This window comes from Streptomyces sp. NPDC038135, from assembly GCF_055601245.1.
In genome coordinates this window covers 25,806-41,931 of the sequence record NZ_JBVJXS010000006.1, presented here as the reverse complement: position 1 = coordinate 41,931, position 16,126 = coordinate 25,806, and the positions used below count along the sequence as shown (strand labels likewise).

The window sequence follows — 16,126 nt, the reverse complement described above, 5'->3', positions numbered from 1 at the left end:
CGGGTCCGGCCGATGGGCGGGCCACCGGCACGCGGCCGCGGTCCGGGCATCCGGCCGGCCGCCGTGCTTCCATGCCGCCAGGCCTCCGGAGGGCGAGTGCCGGGCGCCGCTGAACGGGCGGCGGCCGGGGACCGTACCCCTGGACGGATCACGAGACGCTCCGCGGAAGGGAACCACGCCATGACCAGCGCATCGTTCAAGCCCGAATCGGGACCGGCCCGCCGTACCGTCGTGGCGGCGGCCGGAGCGGCCGGGCTCGCCGCCGCGCTGACCGCCTGCGGTTCGGGCGACGGCACTTCGGACACCGTCGACACCGGGGCGGGCACCGCGGGCACGACCGGGTCCACCGGCTCGTCGCAGGACGGGGGTTCCGCGGGGTCCGGCGACTCGGCCGGCGGCGCGGCCCTGGCCCGGACCTCGGACATCCCGGAGGGCGGCGGCAAGATCTTCAAGGACCAGGGTGTGGTGGTCACCCAGCCGACGGCGGGCACCTACAAGGCGTTCTCCGCCAAGTGCACCCACCAGGGCTGCGCCGTGTCCAGCATCTCGGGCGGCGCGATCGTCTGCCCGTGTCACAACAGCCACTTCTCCGTCGAGGACGGCAGCGTGAAGCAGGGGCCCGCGACCAGGGCGCTGGCCGCCCAGAAGATCACCGTCTCGGGCGACGAGATCAAGCTGGCCTGAGGCGGGGGCGGACGAGGCGGGCGGAAACGTCCTGTTCCCTTTCCCGGCGCGATCTCGGAGGATCACGCCAGGGGCGGGTGCCGCCGGTTCGACGTGGGAGAAGAGGGGGCCGTATGACCGTGACGCAGCAGCGCCGGGGCCGGAAGATCATGATGACGCCCGGGGAGCTGGACGACTTCCTGACCAGCCGGCGCACCTGCCGGGTCGCGACCGTCTCGGCGGACGGCACACCGCACGTCAGCGCGCTGTGGTTCGCCTGGGACGGCACCTCGCTGTGGCTGTACTCCGTGGTGCGCAGCAGGCGCTGGGCGCAGTTGAGCCGCGATCCCCGCGTGGCGGTCGTGGTCGACTCGGGCGAGGAGTACGACGAGCTGCGCGGGGCCGAGCTGTCCGGGCGGGTGGAGTTCGTCGGCGAGGTGCCCCGGACCGGGGAGCTGCGCGCCGAACTCGACACGCCGGAGACGGTGTTCGCGCGCAAGTACTTCGGGCTGGACGAGATGCCGCACGACGGCCGGCACGCCTGGGCCCGGCTGACCCCGGACAGGATCGTGTCCTGGGACTTCCGCAAGCTCGGCGCGGCTCGCTGAGGCACGGGCCCAGGTCGTGTCCGCCAAGTCGCGTCGCAGGCGTGACTTCGCGGACACGGCCTAGGCCTGGCTCACCCGCTCGGCCGCCGCGCGCAGCGCCTCGACCGCGGCGCGGATCGAGGGGCGTCGGTCGGCGTCCGCCCGCCAGACGACGTAGACGTGCCGCCGGACCCGCTGGCTGAGCGGGATCATGACGATCCCGGGGGGCACCGGGTGCCGGCCCAGCAGCGGCGCGATGCACACGCCGAGTCCGGCGGCGACCAGCCCGAGCTGGGTGTGGGTCTCGCCGGCCCGGTGCCCGACGATCGGCTCGATGCCCCGGGAGCGCAGGGTGAACATCAGCCACTCGTGGCAGAACTCGCCCTCGCCCCAGGTGATCCACTCGTCCTCGGCGAACTCGGCGAGGTCGACCTCGTCCCGGTCGGCGAGCGGGTGCCCGGCCGGCAGGGCGACATCGGCCGGATCGTCCAGCAGGGGCGCCTTGACCAGGCCGTCGGGCACGGGCATCGGCTTGTTGTACCAGTCGAGGACGACGGCCAGGTCGAGGTCGCCGCGCACGACGGCGGCGACACCGTGCTCGGGCTCCAGTTCGCTGGAGCGCACCCGGAGGGCCGGGTGCCGGCCGCGCAGGTCGCCGAGCGCGGTGGGGAACAGGCCGCGGGCCGCGGTCGGGAACGCCGAGACGCGCAGCTCGCCTGCGACCTGGCCGCGGTGCGCCTCGAGATCGGCCTGGGCCAGCTCCACCTGGGACAGGATGCGGGCCGCGTGCTCCGACAGCAGCCGCCCGGCGTCCGTGAGCCGCACGCCCCGGCCGTTCTTCGCCAGCAGCCGCTGCCCCGCCTCGCGCTCCAGCTTGCCGAGTTGCTGGGAGACCGCGGACGTCGTGACGTGCAGGGCGTCGGCGGCGGCGCTGACCGAGCCGTGCCGGGCGAGGGCGTCCAGGGTGCGCAGGCGCTCCAGGTTCAACATGTAAGTGATTCTAAGAGGTACCCGGCGAGAATTCTCGATTGTGCTACGAGGTCCGGTCCCGCATCGTTGACGCCATGAGCACGGTCACCGCACCCCGAACCCAGGCCCCCGCGCCTGCCCCGCCCCGCGCCCGTCTCGACTGGCGGCTGCGCTTCGGCGCCCTCTCGCTGATCTGGGGCTTCAGCTTCCTGCTGATCAAGGTGGGCACGGAGGGCTACGCGCCGTTCCAGGTCACGCTCGGCCGGCTGGTCTTCGGGACGGCGGTGCTGGCGGCGGCGATGGCCGTGAAGCGGGAGCGGCTGCCCCGCGGGGCCCGGCTGTGGGGGCATATGGCGGTCGCCGCGTTCTTCCTGAACGCCCTGCCGTTCTCCCTCTTCGCGTACTCGGAACTGACCATTCCCTCCACGCTGGCCGGCATCTGCAACGCCACCTCGCCGCTGTGGGGCATGGCGCTGTCGATGGTCGCACTGTCCGAGGACCGTCCCACCCGGATCCGCGTCGCGGGGCTCGGCCTCGGCTTCCTCGGTGTGCTGACGGTGCTGGGCGCCTGGCAGGGCTTCCACGGGCTGGACGCGACGGGCACGGCGATGGCGCTGCTCGCCTCGCTGAGCTACCCGGTCGGCTGGATCTACGTCCGCCGGACCCTGGCCGGCACCGGCAACTCGCACCTGTCCATGACGGGGGCGCAGCTCCTGCTGGCGACGGTGCAACTGGCCGTCGTGACCCCGCTGTTCACCCCGTTCCCGGACCACTTCCCGGTCGTCCCGCTGCTGGCCGTGGCCGCCCTGGGCGCCCTGGGCACGGGTCTTGCGGTGCTCATCCAATACGGCCTGGTCGCCGAGGTGGGCCCCACCACGGCGCAGATGGTCACGTACTTCATCCCGGTCATCGCCACGGCGGCGGGCGTGGCGATCCTCGGGGAGTCGCTGCGCTGGACGACTCCGGTCGGCGCGGTGATCGTCCTCGCCGGGGCCGCGCTCACCCAGGTCAGGCCGAGGGCCTGAGCCGCCGCCCTCTCTCCGGCCCGGTCCTCAGCCGTAGGACCGGGCCGGGGAGGGGCGTACCGCCGCGGCGACCGCGTCCGCCAGGGGGGCGACGTCGCGCGGGGCGAGGGCCGAGACCGTGACGCGGATGCCCGGCGGCGAGCCCAGCCGGAACCGGGCGCCCGGGGCGACCGCCCAGCCCGCGTGCAGCAGGCGGGCCACCACGCCGGTCTCGTCGGGCACCGGCACCCAGACGTTCATGCCGCTGCGGCCGTGCGCCGCCACCCCGCGCGCGGCCAGCGCCTCGACCAGGGCCTCCCGGCGGTCGGCGTACGAGGCCGCGACCGCGCGGGGGTCCACCGCACCGTCGCGCCACAGTTCCACCACGGCCCGCTGGACGAGCCGGCTCACCCAGCCGGGACCCAGCCGCTGCCGCCCGCGCACCCGGTCGACGGTGACGGCGTCCCCGGTGAACAACGCGAGGCGCAGGTCCGGCCCCCAGGCCTTCGCGACGGAGCGGACGAAGGCCCAGTGGCGGGTCACACCGGCCAGCGGCCGCAAGGGGACGTCCACGATGCCGTGGCCGTGGTCGTCCTCGATGAGCAGGGTCCCGGGGTGGTCCCGCAGCACCGAGCGCAGCGCACGCGCGCGCGTGGCGGTCAGCGCGGCGCCGGTCGGGTTCTGCGCGCGGTCGGTCACGATCAGCGCCCGCGCACCGGACTCCAGGGCGTCGCGGACATCGCCCGGCAGCGGGCCGTCGTCGTCGACGCCGACGGGGACCGTGCGCAGGCCGAGCGCCGGGACCAGGTCCAGCACGCTGCCCCAGCCGGGGTCCTCCACCGCCACCCGGTCGCCCGGCTTGAGGTGGGCCGCGAGCACCCGTTCGATGACGTCAAGGGAGCCGGAGGCCGCGGCCACGGGACCGTCGGGCACCCCGTCGGCGTCCAGCGCGGCGCGGGTCAGCCGGGCCAGCTCCGGCTCCACGGGGTCGTGCCCGTAGAGGACCGGCTCCCGGTCGGCGTGCGCGGCGGCCGCGGCGAAGGCATCCGCGAGGCGGGGCAGCAGCGCGGCGTCCGGATTGCCGTCGGCCACGTCCCGCACGCCGGCCGGCACCTCGACGCGGATCTCCTCGCGTCCCGTCGTGGCCGGCTTGGGGCGGACCCTGCTGCCGCGCCGTCCGGCGGTCTCGATCACCCCGCGTTCGCGCAGGGTGCGGTAGGCGGCGGCGACCGTGTTCGGGTTCACCCCGAGCCGGGCCGCCAGATCCCGCATCGGCGGCAGGTGCTGGCCGGGCTCCAACTCCCCCGCGCCGACCGCCCGTTCGACGCTGGCCGCGATCTCCGCTGCGCCCCGGCCCTGAATCAGATACTCTCCTAGCACAAAAACTATTATGCACTAGTGCAATGGAGACCGCCATGCAGGGGACCCGGGAAGCCTCGTCGCCGTCCACCGCGTACACGCCGACCGACCGCACCGTGCCCACGCGTTCCGCGGACCGGGCGTCGTACGACCGGGACGTGGTGCACGCGATACTCGACGAGGGCTACGTCTGCCACCTCGGCTTCGTCCGCGACGGCGCGCCGGTGGTGCTGCCGACGCTGTACGGGCGGGTCGGCGAGCGGCTGTACGTGCACGGGTCCACCGGTTCGCGCCCGCTGCGGATGACCGGCGAGGCGGACCCGGGCCTCCGGGTGTGCCTGACGGTCACCCATGTCGACGGGCTGGTGCTGGCCCGTTCCGCCTTCCACCACTCGATGAACTACCGCTCGGTGGTGGTGCACGGCACCGCCCACGAGGTCACGGACCCCGAGGAGCGGCGGCTGGCCCTTGACGCGCTGGTGGACCACGTCGTGCCGGGCCGGGCCGCCGACTCCCGGCCCGCGAACAAGAAGGAGCTGGCCGCCACCGCGGTCATCCGCCTCGACCTCGACGAGGTCTCGGCGAAGATCCGCACCGGCGGCGCCAACGACGAGCCCGAGGACCTGTCCCTGCCGCACTGGGCCGGGGTCGTGCCGCTGCGCAAGGGCTACGAGGCCCCCGTCCCCAACCCCGACCTGGCGCCCGGCATCGGACTCCCGGACTACCTGACGCCGTGAGCTAGGAGGTCACGGGAACCGGCTCGCGGCGTCCGGCGCCGCGGGCCTCGCCCAGTGCCAGGCCCGCGACGGCGCCGAGCATCAGCAGCGTGCCGGCCAGGGTGGCCGCCGTGAGGCGTTCGCCGAGCAGCGCCACGGCGAGCACGGCCGCGGTCACCGGCTCCAGCAGCATGATGACGGAGACGGTGGCGGACCGGACGACGGCGGCGCCCGCGAAGTACAGGGCGTACGCGAGGGCGGTGGGCACGGACGCGATGTACGCGATCAGGACCAGCAGCCGCACCGGGTGCCCGGTGTGCGGGAACAGCCCCTCGACCAGGGCGAACGGCAGCAGGCACAGGGTGGTGACGGCGAACGCGCCGATGGTGGTGCCGGAGGCGTCGGCGGCGCCGTCGCGCCCCCAGCGCCGGGTCAGCAGCGTCATGCCGCTGTAGCCGGCCGCCGACGCCAGCGCGTACAGCACCCCGAGCGGCCGGACGGTCGCGGCCGAGCCGCCGAGGGTGAGCACGGCCAGGCCGGTGAGGGCTCCGGCGACCGCCAGGGCGCCGCCCGCTCCAAGCCGCTCCCCCAGGGTGAGCCGGGCGCCGAGCGCGATCAGCACGGGTCCCGCGCCCAGCGTGACCACGGTGGCCACGGCGAGCCCGGTGGACCCCACGGCGGCGAAGTAGGCGGTCTGGAACACGGCCAGCCCGACGCCGGTGGCGGCGGCCTTCGCGGCCCTGCGGCGCAGCGGTTCGGGCGCGGCCGCCCGGGTGCGGCCACGCAGCAGCCGACCCGCGAGCAGCAGCACCAGTCCGACGGCGCAGCGCCAGAAGGAGAGGGTGAGGGCGCCCATCTCGCTGGTCCGGTAGACCAGCGAGGCGACGGCGCCCGCGGTGCCCCAGGTGGCACCGGTGACGATCAGATAGAGCAGGCCGCGCCCGACGGGCAGGCCTGAGACAGCGTTCGACACGAGGATTCTCTCCGCAGAAGCGCACCGGAGTGCGGAAGTTCGGAAGGCGACCCGGCTCAGCGGGGCGCGCGGACTTCGTCTGCGGGCAGCACCGTCCAGCCCGGCGCTGGGCGCCGGGCGTTCGTCGCGGAGGCCCGCCTCAGGCGGCGGGGGGCGAGAGGACGAGCGCGTAGGACGTCATGACCAGCACTCTAGGCAGCCGTTCCGCGCGCCGACAACTCCCGCTCCGCGCCGCCGCCCGCGGCCACCGGTTCCCCCGCGCCCTTGGCGGGGGCCGACGACTGGGCGATGTACGCGCCGAGGAGGACCACGGCGCCGCCGACGATCTGCGGCGCGGACAGGTGCTCGCCGAGCAGCACCCAGGCCAGCACGGTCGCGATGACCGCTTCGAGGCAGGCGACGACACCGGCGACCTGCGGGGACAGCCGGCGCACGGAGAGCACACCGGTGACGTACGCGACGACGGTGGCGACGAGGACGATCCAGGCCAGCAGGGCGAGGGCCGGGACGGTGGCGCCGTTCATCCGCGCGGATCCGGTGAGCACCGACCAGTCCATGTTCCACGGGCGTGCCACAGCGGTCAGCACCAGAGCGCCGACGAGCAGGCCGTAGGCGATGACGCCGAGCGGGTCGGGCGCCTGCTCGCCCGCGTCGCTGCCCTGGTCGGACAGGACGAAGTAGCCGACCTGGCAGCAGGCGGCGCCGAGCGCGAGCAGCAGCCCGAACGCGTCGAAGCTGAGCCCCGACCACACCTCCACCACACAGGCGAGGCCGCCGGCCGCGAGGATCACGCCGAGCGCCGCGGCGCGGGTCACCGGCCGTCGCTGCACGAACCGCACCCAGCCGAGCACGAGCGCGGGGGCCAGGTACTCGACGAGCAGCGCCACTCCGACCGGGATGCGGGAGAGCGCTGCGAAGTAGCAGGCCTGGACGCCGGCCACGGCCAGCAGCCCGAACCCGGCGAGCAGCGCGGGGCGGCGGAGCACCAGCGCGCGGTGCCGCACGGCGAGCGGCAGCATGACCACGGCGGCGCCCGCCACCCGCAGCCACACCACGTGGAGCGGGTCGAGTCCCGCCTCGATCAGCGGCTTCGCCGCCACTCCGGACCCGCCGAAGGCGAGCGCGGACAGGAGCGCGAGACCGACCCCGACGCCCTTGCCCCGGCTGCCCCGGCTGCTTGCAGATATAGGCACCGGCACATGATGACAGGCGTTGACATGAGCGTCACCCCCGTTGACACCTGTCTCATGGGGTGGACGGCGTCAGGGCCGGACGTCCGCCGCGCGGCCGTCGAGCCGGGCGCTCAGCTCGCGGGTCCGGATGCCGGCGCGCTCCAGGACCTCGACCGCCCGGGACCGCGGGTCCAGGACCAGTCCGGCGAGCAGGTCGGTTCCGCAGACCCGGGCCGCGCCGCGCCGCCGGGCGCGCCGCCGGGCCTCCTCCAGGGCGGCGGCCGCCACGGGCGACCAGTGGCCGGTGTCGCCGTGCGCACCGCCGGCCGCCCGCTCGGAGCCCTGCGGGGCGGGAGCCGGGACGGCGGCGAGCACGCCGGCGCCCTCCACGGCGCGCTGCCAGCGCAGGCCGTAGCCGATACTGCGCTGCACGAGATAGCCGAGCAGCCGGGTGAGCCGCGGGGCGCCGCCGACGGCGGCCCGGACCTCTGCGTCCTGCTCCAGGAGCGAGTGGAGCAGATGGGCGGTGTCGGTCTGGCGGTCCCCGTCGCGCACCGCCCGGCGGCGGGCACCGGCGACCACCGCCGCCAGCTCCGCACCGAGTGCGGCATCGTCGTCCGTGTGCGGGAGTCCCTGCTCGGGGACGCTCCAGCGGGCTGTACGGGGATGCACACCGCTACCTCATCAGTCCCGGGCGGCCCGGTCATCCACGAGGGGAACCATCTTGACATCCCGCACGCAGTGGACATGGCCCGCCGGGATCTCATCCTCAGGGAGGAGATCAGGCCGTCGACGCGAGGGCGCCCCGCGGAGATTCCGCGGGGCGCCGGGCGCCGTACGGCTCAGTCCTCGTCGGCGAGGATGAGGTACAGCTTCTTCCGGGCCTCGGTGACGACGGCCAGCGCCTTCTCGCGCTGTTCCTTGGTCCCGGTGTTCCAAACCTGCCCGAAGGCCTGCATCAGCCCCATGCCGGCCTGCCGGATCTCGCCGAGGGCCTCCCAGTCGACGCCGCGCGAGGCCTCCTCCCAAGGAGCCTCCGGGCCGTCCTCCGCGGCCGTGCGGCCGCTGTCGGTCAGAGCGAAGAGCTTCTTGCCGCCCTCGCTCTCGCTGACGATCAGACCCTCGTCCTCCAGCAGCTGCAGGGTGGGGTAGACCGAGCCGGGGCTGGGCTTCCAGGCGCCGCCGCTGCGCTCGGCGATCTCCTGGATCATCTCGTAGCCGTGCATGGGCCGCTCCTTGAGCAGGGCCAGGATCGAGGCGCGCACATCACCACGCCGCGCCCTTCCCCTAGGTCCGCCGCGCCCTCGCGGCCCCCACGGTCCCGGTCCGAAGCCGGGCCCGCCGGGTCCCCAGCCGGGACCACCCGGACCGAAGGGCCCGAAGGCGGCCCGCCGCCCCTCGAAGCCGCCGAAGCCGCCCCGGCCGTGCCGGCCCGGGCCGTCCTGACGATGTCCACGCTCGAATCCGTGGCTGCGCATCGTGATCACTCCATTCCATCGCTGACCTGGCACGTCCGCATCGCGTTCTTACGCGATGCGTCAACGATATATCGGAACCGATCGCCCGACAAGACTCTGCCGCACCGAAGTCGGCACTCCCCCGTCCTGACAGTCGGCCTGCGGCCGGCCTCGCCGAACCGCGGGCCGCGACGTCGTGCGCGAATCGGTCCGGACTCGTCGATTGGCCTTGGTCAGCGGGCTGTCGCGGCCCTAGCGTCTGCGTCATGCGCATCCGAATCGTCGACGCCTTCACCGACCGCCCCTTCGCCGGCAACCCCGCCGGCGTCCTGCTCCTGGACGACGTCTTCCCGGACGACGACCGGCTCCAGAACGTCGCCATGGAGGTCAACCACGCCGAGACGGCGTTCGCGCACCGGCTGCCGCCGGGCGGCGAGGCGGACTGGGCGCTGCGCTGGTTCACGCCCGTCGCCGAGGTCGCGATGTGCGGGCACGCCACCCTCGCCACCGCGCACGTCCTGCACACCACCGGCGCCCACGAGGGACCGGTCCGGTTCGCCACCCGCAGCGGGGTCCTGGTCGCCACGCCGGGTCCGGACGGCTGGATCACCATGGACTTCCCGACCGCCCCGCTCACCGCGGTGGAGGTCCCGGACGGCGTCGCGGAGGCGCTGGGCGCCGACCCGCTCGCCGCCTACGACACCGGACCCGACGTCGGCGACCTGCTGGTGGAGCTGGCCGACGAGCGGACGGTGCTCGGGCTCGCTCCGGACCACAAGGCCCTGATGGCGCACTCCTCGCGGGGCGTCATCGCCACCGCCCGCGCCGACGACCCGTCCCGCGGCCACGACTTCGTCTCGCGCTGCTTCTTCCCGAACGTCGGCATCGACGAGGACCCGGTCACCGGCAGCGCCCACACCGCGCTGGCCCCGCACTGGTCGGCACGCCTCGGCCGGGACGATCTCACGGGGCTGCAGGCGTCCCGTCGCTCCGGCCTGGTCCGCACCGGTCTGCGGGGCGACCGCACGCTGCTGACCGGCCGCGCGGTCACCGTCATCGACGGCGAACTGCTCGCCTGACCGGCCGGGGCCGGCCGGGCCTCAGGCCGTCGGCAGCCAGTCCACCTTGCCGGCCAGCAGGGCGTATCCGACGAACGCCCCGATGTCGAGCAGGGAGTGGGCGACGACCAGCGGTCCGACCCGGCCCCAGCGGCGGTAGAGCCAGACGAAGACCACGCCCATCACCATGTTGCCGATGAAACCGCCGATGCCCTGGTAGAGGTGGTACGAGCCGCGCAGGACCGCGCTGGCCACCAGCGCGGCCCCCGCCGTCCAGCCGAGCTGCCCCAGCCTGCGCAGCAGATAGCCGACGACGATCACCTCCTCCAGGACCGCGTTCTGCACCGCGGACAGGATGAGCACCGGGTACTTCCACCACACCTCGGGCAGGGCCTCGGGCACCACGGTGAGGTTGAAGCCCAGGCCGCGGGCGGCCAGGTAGAAGGCGATCCCGGTGCTGCCGATCACCGCCGCGACGCCCGCGCCCCGGCCCAGGTCGGGCCAGGGGCGGGTGCGGTCGAAGCCCAGGGTGCGCAGGCTCTCGCCCTCGCGCATCAGCAGGTGGGCGACCAGCGCCACGGGCACCAGCGCGGAGGCGATGCCGAAGAGCTGCCAGGCCAGGTCGAGCCAGGGGCGCCCGGGCGCAGCCGACGCGTTGAGGGTGGCCGCCTGGTCCTTGAGGCCGCCCGGTTTCGTCACCGACCCGACGAAGCTGATCAGCGCGGAGACCCCGCTCGCGCCGAGCGAGAGCGCCAGCACCAGCAGCGTCTCGTCCCGGAAGATCCGCCGCGGGAACCGCTCCCGCCAAGGGCCGTCCGCCGCCGGGTCCGCCTCCACGTGCACTCCTGTCGTCGCTCCGGCCGTGGGAGCTCACAGCATGCCGGATCGCCTCCCGGAGCGCTTACCCGGGCCGGGTTCGCCGTGGATGCGGACCGCCGGGTCCCGCTCAGCCGAGCGGCACCGGCTCCGGCAGCCCGACCGGCCAGGTGTGCACCGGCTCGCCCACGTGCATCAGCTCGGCGTAGCGGCGTGTCGTCGCGGACAGCGCGGCCGCGCGGCCGAGGCCCTGCTCCAGGGCCCGGTGGAAGGTGGCCGCCTGCCAGGCGGCGCCGTTCATCCGGCGCCGGCAGCGCTCCTCGATGACGCCGAGGTAGAGGTCGCGGTCGGCGGCCTCCACGCCCCACGCGTCGAGCCCGGCGGCGGCGAGCGGCAGCAGTTCGTCCCGGACCAGGGTGACGGCGTCGACCTCGCCCGTACCGCCGTAGCGGCCCCGGCGCGGCCAGACGAAGCGGGCGTCGATGCCGTCCCTGCAGGCCGCGTCGAAGTTGGCCTCGGCCGCCTCGAACGGCAGCCGGGTCCACACCGGACGCGACTCCTCGGCGAGGGCCCGCACCAGGCCGTAGTAGAAGGCCGCGTTGGCGATCACGTCGGTGATGGTCGGCCCGGCCGGCAGCACCCGGTTCTCCACCCGCAGGTGCGGCACGCCGTCGGCGATGTCGTAGACGGGCCGGTTCCAGCGGTACACGGTGCCGTTGTGCAGCACCAGTTCGGCGAGCTTCGGTATGCCCCCTTGGTCGAGGACCTCCAGCGGGTCCTCGTCGTCGCAGATCGGCAGCAGCGCCGGGAAGTAGCGCAGGTTTTCCTCGAACAGCTCACGGGCGGAGGAGATCCACCGTTCGCCGAACCAGGTGCGCGGCCGGACACCCTGCGCCTGCAGCTCCGGCGGCCGGGTGTCGGTGGCCTGCAGGAACAGCGGCGGCCTGGACTCGCGCCACAGCTCGCGTCCGAACAGGAACGGCGAGTTGGCGCCCACGGCGATCTGCGCCGCGGACGCCACCTGGGCGGCGTTCCACACGTCGGCGAAGCGGGCCGGGGTGACCTGGAGGTGCAGCTGCACGGAGGTGCAGGCGGCCTCGGGGGCGATGGACTTCGAGGTGCAGTGCAGGTGCTCCACACCGTCGATGTCGAGCTGGAAGTCCTCGCCGCGCGCCGCCACGATCTGGTCGTTGAGCAGGGTGTAGCGGTCCACCTCGGAGAGGTTGGAGGAGACGAGGTCGTCCCGGTCGAGCGTGGGCAGGATGCCGATCATCACGATGCCGGCGTCCACCTCGCCGGCCTTCCGGTCGGCGTACGCCAGTGAGGTGCGCAGTTCCTCCGCGAGCCGGTCGAATACCCGGCCGCCCAGCCGGTGCGGGGCGATGTTCACCTCGAGGTTGAACATCGCGAGTTCCGTCTGGAAATCACGGCTCGCGATGCGCTCCAGTACCTGCCCGTTCAACATTTTCGGCATACCGTCGCGGCCGGCGAGATTCAATTCGATCTCGACGCCCATGAGGTTCTTGGCGCGGTCGAACCGCTTCTCGTCCAGCAGCCGCTCGAGTCCCGTCAGGCACGTCTGGAGCTTTTCGCGGTAGCGCTGGCGATCGGACAGGTCGAACTGCCCTGCCACGACCTTCTCCCCCATCTGGGTTTCCCTCCTCGGATGGGCGGGCCGCAGACCGGCCGCCGGGGTCCCGGGTTTTGATGATGCCCAGCGGAAGCGATCGATAACGTCCCGCTCGGGCCCGGCGCCCGCTACTCTGTCGGAATGTTCCCGGCGGCACATTCACGGGGCATGACGCAGTACGCACGTTCGTGTGCCCCGATCGCCTCGTGAAAAACGCCGACGACAATCAGCCGACCGCGGCGGCGGCGTATGGCGAGGTCAGCAGGGCCCTCCCGGCACGAAAAGCGGGATGTATGCGTGCGAATCAGCGGCTGAATGAAGCCTTGCCGGGTCGACCGGAATGCGGTAGACGAAACATCGTCTGAACACCCGTCGTATAAACTTCGCGAACAAGGCCTAAGGTTGGTGCCCGCGGTCCCGGTTTCTGTCGTGTTCCTGCCGTAGATTCAGCGGCAGGCCACAGCCGCACCCTCGTTCATCGAACCGGGCCCCACCTCTCAGGCCACCCGTGAGCTGACAGCGCCGTCCGCCCCACCCTCCTCGCGCCGCCGCGCCTGTCGAACGAGAGGCGACCCACCATGCCCCTGCACGCGCCCGCCGCACCCGCGCCCGCACTGCGTTCCGTCCTCACGGCCCTCGGTTCCCCCACCGCGGTCCGTGAGGCCCGAACTCCGTCCCTGCGCGCCGCACAGGGACCCACGACGCCCGAACTCCCGCTTCCGGTGCACGTGTTGGACCGAATCACCGCCCAGGGCCTGTCCGCGACGAGACTGGCCGGCTGGCGCTTCGTGATCCGCTGCGGCGATCGCGCGGTGGCCGCCGCCGACACCATGCTGACTCCGGACGGCTGGGCCTTCTCGCACTTCTTCGAGGGCCCCTGGATCGCCTCCACCGAGCGCGCCCTGCAGCAGGCCGAGGCGCTGACGCAGCCGTACCAGCCGCGCCTGCTGTCCGTGCCCGGTCTGTACATGCTCACCCTGTGGCTGCACGGCGACGTCACGGCCGACGCCTCCGAAGGGCATCCGGCCGCCACCGACCTGCTGGTGCCCCTCGCCCCGGCGCCGCCCGGCATCCCGGCCCACCGGCCGCACCGCGTCGCCGAGTTGCTCCCGGTGCTGACCCATCGGGCGACTCCTCTGCCGCTGCTCGGTTCCATCCCCGCCTGAACGATCCGCGCGTACCCCGCTCCCCGGAAGGGAAGCGGGGTACGCCTGTCTTTCCGGTCAGCCGCTCGCTCGTACGAGCAATTAACCGCTCCTACGAGCCCCGCAAAATGATCTCTGCCGTCCGGACTAGCCCTATCCGACCCCCCAGAACCACCCGAAGTGACAGTGCAGTTGGAATGAACCGTCCGCACGGGTGACGCGTCATGAACCTGTGAGAAGCGGTGCCGCGAAATCCCTGCGGATTGACGCCCATGGGGCAACACTGGGTTCCGACCGACTTATTCACACGGGGGACGGACATGACCACGACAGAGCGAGAGATCCCATCCATGTGCCAGCACCAGCCACCGTGTCCGCAAGCCGAGTCCGCCGACCGGGAGTCCGCCCGCCTCGTGGCGCACCACCCGGAGCAGGGGTGGAGTCTGCTGTGCAACGGCGTCCTGCTCTTCGAGGACACCGGTGAGCTCCTGCCCGACGGCCGCGTCATCGCCCCGCACCGCCCGCTCGGCGCGGACCAGGTGATGACCGCCGCCTGAGGGCGAGCGTTCCGGGCGGCTCCGCCGCGCCGCCCGGCGATCCGAGGGGCCGGCCGCACACACCCGGTGCGCACCGGCCCCGACCCGTGTCCGGGGCCGGCTACCTCAGGTGACCGCCCGCTGCCGCAGCGCGTCCAGCAGCGCGGAGTAGGCGGGTTTGGGGTCCAGCCGCTCGTCCCAGGGCAGGGCCGCTCCCTCTCCGGGGAAGAAGTCCGGGATCCAGGAGTACTTGTCGGTGTAATCCCAGATCGTCACGCCCACACAGCGGTGGACGGCCAGGCACGCCGTGGTGAGGTCCCGGTACCAGGCCGCCTGTTCGGCCAGTTTCGCGTCGGTCACGGGCAGTTGCATGCGTACGTCGACCTCGGTGAGCGCGGTGTCGAGCCCGAGCCGCGAGAAGCGGCGGAGGTTGTCCTCCAGCGTGGCGGGATAGCCGTACTGCAGGGCGAGATGGGCCTGCAGGCCGATGCCGTCGAGCGGCACGCCCCGCGCCTTCAGGTCGGCGGCCAGCCGGTGATAGGCGTCGCTCTTGGGGCCGACGGCCTCGATGTTGTAGTCGTTGAGGTAGAGCCGGGCGTGCGGATCGGCCTCATGTGCCCAGCGCAGCGCGTCGGCGATGTAGCCGGGGCCGAGGGTCTTGTACCAGATGGTCTCGCGGTAGCTGCCGTCCTCGTTGAACGCCTCGTTGACGACGTCCCAGGAGTAGACCTTGCCCCGGTAGTGCCGCACCTCCGTGGTGATGTGCTTCTTCAGCACGGCGCGCAGCTCAGCGGCCGTCCACTCCCTGGAAGTCAGCCAGTCGGGGAGCTGGCTGTGCCAGACGAGGGTGTGGGCCCGGACCCGCTGGTGGTGCCGGCGCGCCAGGTTCACGATCTGGTCGCCGGCGGTCCAGTCGAAGACGCCCTGCTCCGGCTCCGTGGCGTACCACTTCATCCCGTTGCCGGGGGTGATCATGTCGAACTCGCTGCCGAGGATCTTCGTGTAGGCGCTGTCGGTGAGTTCGGGGTTGTCGGTGGCGCTCCCGAAGTAGCGGCCGTGCCGCTCCGCGAGTCCGGCGAGGGTGGGCTGCCGCTCGTGGGCCTGTGCGGTGGGTCCGGCGGCGAGCCCGGCGGCCACCAGGACGGCGGCGAGGGCGCCGACGAGTCCGAGGCGCGTCCTGCGCATGGTGCGACTCCTGTCTGTCGAGGGGATGCGGCTCAGCCCTTGGTGGCGCCCGCGGTCAGACCGCCGACGAGCTGGCGTTCGGCGACCGAGTAGAAGGCGAGGGCGGGGACCATGGCGAGCACGAGGTACGCGAAGACGCGGGCGTACTCCGCCGAGTACTGGCCCTGGAACTGCTGGACGCCGACCGGCAGCGTCCACCAGGTGCTGTCCGTGAACACCAGCAGCGGCAGGAGGAAGTTGTTCCAGCTCGTGACCACGGCGAGGACCGAGACGGTGCCGAGCGCGGGCCGGGCCATGGGCAGCAGCACGCGCCAGAGGAACCCGAAGGCGCTGCAGCCGTCCAGCGTGGCCGCCTCCTCCAGCTCGCCGGGTATCTGCCGGAAGAAGCCGCGCAGGATGATGATCGTCATCGGCAGTCCGAAGGCGGCCTGCGGGAGGATCACGCCGAGCGGGTTGTCCAGCAGGCCGAGGGAGCGCAGCAGCAGGAACAGCGGCAGGGCCGCGACCGCGAAGGGGAACATCAGCCCCATCGTGAAGAGGGTGAACAGCAACTCCCTTCCCCGGAAGGCGAACCGGGCGAAGGAGAAGGCGGCGAGCGCGGACACCGCGACCACCAGCGCCGCCGTCCCCACGGCGATCAGCGTGCTGTTGCCGAGGAGCCGCCAGAAGTCGCCGGAGCGCAGGATGCCGGTGTAGTTGCCGGTCAGCCACCGGTCGGGCAGGCCGAACGGGTTCCGGGACAGCTCGTCGGTGGACTTGAAGCCCGAGAGGATCGCGTACAGCAGGGGTACGACCATCATCGCGCCGACCGCGACGAGGATGACGTGCAGCGGAAGCGAGCGTACGGTCCGGTGCC

At 73.2% G+C, this 16,126-nt stretch carries 17 protein-coding genes; 7 read left to right on the top strand and 10 right to left on the bottom strand.

The window, feature by feature from the left end; all coding sequences use genetic code 11:
• The first annotated feature begins 180 nt into the window (after positions 1-180).
• Together ACZ7JA_RS17710 and ACZ7JA_RS17705 are read left to right on the top strand one after the other, a co-directional pair.
• Complete coding sequence (locus ACZ7JA_RS17710; protein WP_351668794.1) at positions 181-684, top strand: Rieske (2Fe-2S) protein; 504 nt, start codon at positions 181-183, stop codon at positions 682-684.
• Positions 685-797: 113 nt separating this feature from the next.
• Positions 798-1,271, top strand: a complete 474-nt coding sequence (locus tag ACZ7JA_RS17705) for a pyridoxamine 5'-phosphate oxidase family protein (protein ID WP_351668796.1) — start codon at positions 798-800, stop codon at positions 1,269-1,271.
• Between the two features lie 60 nt (positions 1,272-1,331).
• Here the strand turns inward: ACZ7JA_RS17705 and ACZ7JA_RS17700 are convergent, their stop codons facing one another.
• Positions 1,332-2,240: a LysR family transcriptional regulator gene (locus ACZ7JA_RS17700; protein WP_351668798.1), complete on the bottom strand. Its 909-nt coding sequence runs from the start codon at positions 2,238-2,240 to the stop codon at positions 1,332-1,334.
• Positions 2,241-2,314: 74 nt separating this feature from the next.
• On the opposite strand from ACZ7JA_RS17700, the gene ACZ7JA_RS17695 reads away from it, so the two are divergent.
• Positions 2,315-3,244 carry a DMT family transporter gene (locus tag ACZ7JA_RS17695; RefSeq protein WP_351668800.1) on the top strand — a complete coding sequence of 310 codons (930 nt, stop codon included), beginning with the start codon at positions 2,315-2,317 and terminating at the stop codon, positions 3,242-3,244.
• Between the two features lie 27 nt (positions 3,245-3,271).
• Here ACZ7JA_RS17695 and ACZ7JA_RS17690 read toward each other — a convergent pair whose 3' ends face one another.
• Complete coding sequence (locus ACZ7JA_RS17690; RefSeq protein WP_470809059.1) at positions 3,272-4,603, bottom strand: aminotransferase class I/II-fold pyridoxal phosphate-dependent enzyme; 1,332 nt, start codon at positions 4,601-4,603, stop codon at positions 3,272-3,274.
• 35 nt (positions 4,604-4,638) lie between these two features.
• Here ACZ7JA_RS17690 and ACZ7JA_RS17685 point away from each other — a divergent pair, with 35 nt between their 5' ends.
• Positions 4,639-5,319 carry a pyridoxamine 5'-phosphate oxidase family protein gene (locus ACZ7JA_RS17685; RefSeq protein WP_389449728.1) on the top strand — a complete coding sequence of 227 codons (681 nt, stop codon included), beginning with the start codon at positions 4,639-4,641 and terminating at the stop codon, positions 5,317-5,319.
• Position 5,320: 1 nt separating this feature from the next.
• On the opposite strand, the gene ACZ7JA_RS17680 is transcribed toward ACZ7JA_RS17685, so the two are convergent.
• The 4 genes from ACZ7JA_RS17680 to ACZ7JA_RS17665 form a co-directional block, all read right to left on the bottom strand.
• Positions 5,321-6,271 (bottom strand): DMT family transporter, encoded by a 951-nt coding sequence (locus tag ACZ7JA_RS17680; protein WP_389296695.1) that lies wholly within the window; start codon positions 6,269-6,271, stop codon positions 5,321-5,323.
• Between the two features lie 191 nt (positions 6,272-6,462).
• Entirely contained in the window at positions 6,463-7,470 is a 1,008-nt protein-coding gene (locus ACZ7JA_RS17675) for an EamA family transporter (RefSeq protein WP_470809056.1), read from the bottom strand.
• A 63-nt stretch (positions 7,471-7,533) separates the two neighbouring features.
• On the bottom strand, positions 7,534-8,115 hold the full coding sequence (locus tag ACZ7JA_RS17670; protein WP_351668810.1) for a Clp protease N-terminal domain-containing protein: 582 nt from the start codon (positions 8,113-8,115) through the stop codon (positions 7,534-7,536).
• A 170-nt stretch (positions 8,116-8,285) separates the two neighbouring features.
• Entirely contained in the window at positions 8,286-8,921 is a 636-nt protein-coding gene (locus tag ACZ7JA_RS17665) for a PadR family transcriptional regulator (RefSeq protein WP_389296691.1), read from the bottom strand.
• Positions 8,922-9,166: 245 nt separating this feature from the next.
• Between ACZ7JA_RS17665 and ACZ7JA_RS17660 the strand changes: the two genes are divergently transcribed.
• The gene (locus tag ACZ7JA_RS17660; RefSeq protein ID WP_389296689.1) at positions 9,167-9,979 is read left to right on the top strand and encodes a PhzF family phenazine biosynthesis protein; all 813 of its coding nucleotides are present in this window, start codon (positions 9,167-9,169) and stop codon (positions 9,977-9,979) included.
• A gap of 21 nt (positions 9,980-10,000) precedes the next feature.
• Here the strand turns inward: ACZ7JA_RS17660 and ACZ7JA_RS17655 are convergent, their stop codons facing one another.
• On the bottom strand, positions 10,001-10,801 hold the full coding sequence (locus ACZ7JA_RS17655) for a CPBP family intramembrane glutamic endopeptidase (RefSeq protein WP_401137956.1): 801 nt from the start codon (positions 10,799-10,801) through the stop codon (positions 10,001-10,003).
• 103 nt (positions 10,802-10,904) lie between these two features.
• The gene (locus ACZ7JA_RS17650) at positions 10,905-12,422 is read right to left on the bottom strand and encodes a glutamate-cysteine ligase family protein (RefSeq protein WP_470809052.1); all 1,518 of its coding nucleotides are present in this window, start codon (positions 12,420-12,422) and stop codon (positions 10,905-10,907) included.
• Positions 12,423-12,982: 560 nt separating this feature from the next.
• On the opposite strand from ACZ7JA_RS17650, the gene ACZ7JA_RS17645 reads away from it, so the two are divergent.
• Both ACZ7JA_RS17645 and ACZ7JA_RS17640 read left to right on the top strand, forming a co-directional pair.
• Positions 12,983-13,570 (top strand): hypothetical protein, encoded by a 588-nt coding sequence (locus ACZ7JA_RS17645; RefSeq protein WP_351668819.1) that lies wholly within the window; start codon positions 12,983-12,985, stop codon positions 13,568-13,570.
• A 329-nt stretch (positions 13,571-13,899) separates the two neighbouring features.
• The gene (locus tag ACZ7JA_RS17640) at positions 13,900-14,106 is read left to right on the top strand and encodes a DUF5999 family protein (protein WP_094214367.1); all 207 of its coding nucleotides are present in this window, start codon (positions 13,900-13,902) and stop codon (positions 14,104-14,106) included.
• Positions 14,107-14,211: 105 nt separating this feature from the next.
• Here the strand turns inward: ACZ7JA_RS17640 and ACZ7JA_RS17635 are convergent, their stop codons facing one another.
• Both ACZ7JA_RS17635 and ACZ7JA_RS17630 read right to left on the bottom strand, forming a co-directional pair.
• Entirely contained in the window at positions 14,212-15,270 is a 1,059-nt protein-coding gene (locus tag ACZ7JA_RS17635; RefSeq protein WP_470809049.1) for an endo-1,4-beta-xylanase, read from the bottom strand.
• 32 nt (positions 15,271-15,302) lie between these two features.
• Entirely contained in the window at positions 15,303-16,070 is a 768-nt protein-coding gene (locus ACZ7JA_RS17630) for a carbohydrate ABC transporter permease (RefSeq protein ID WP_351668869.1), read from the bottom strand.
• Positions 16,071-16,126 lie beyond the last annotated feature (56 nt).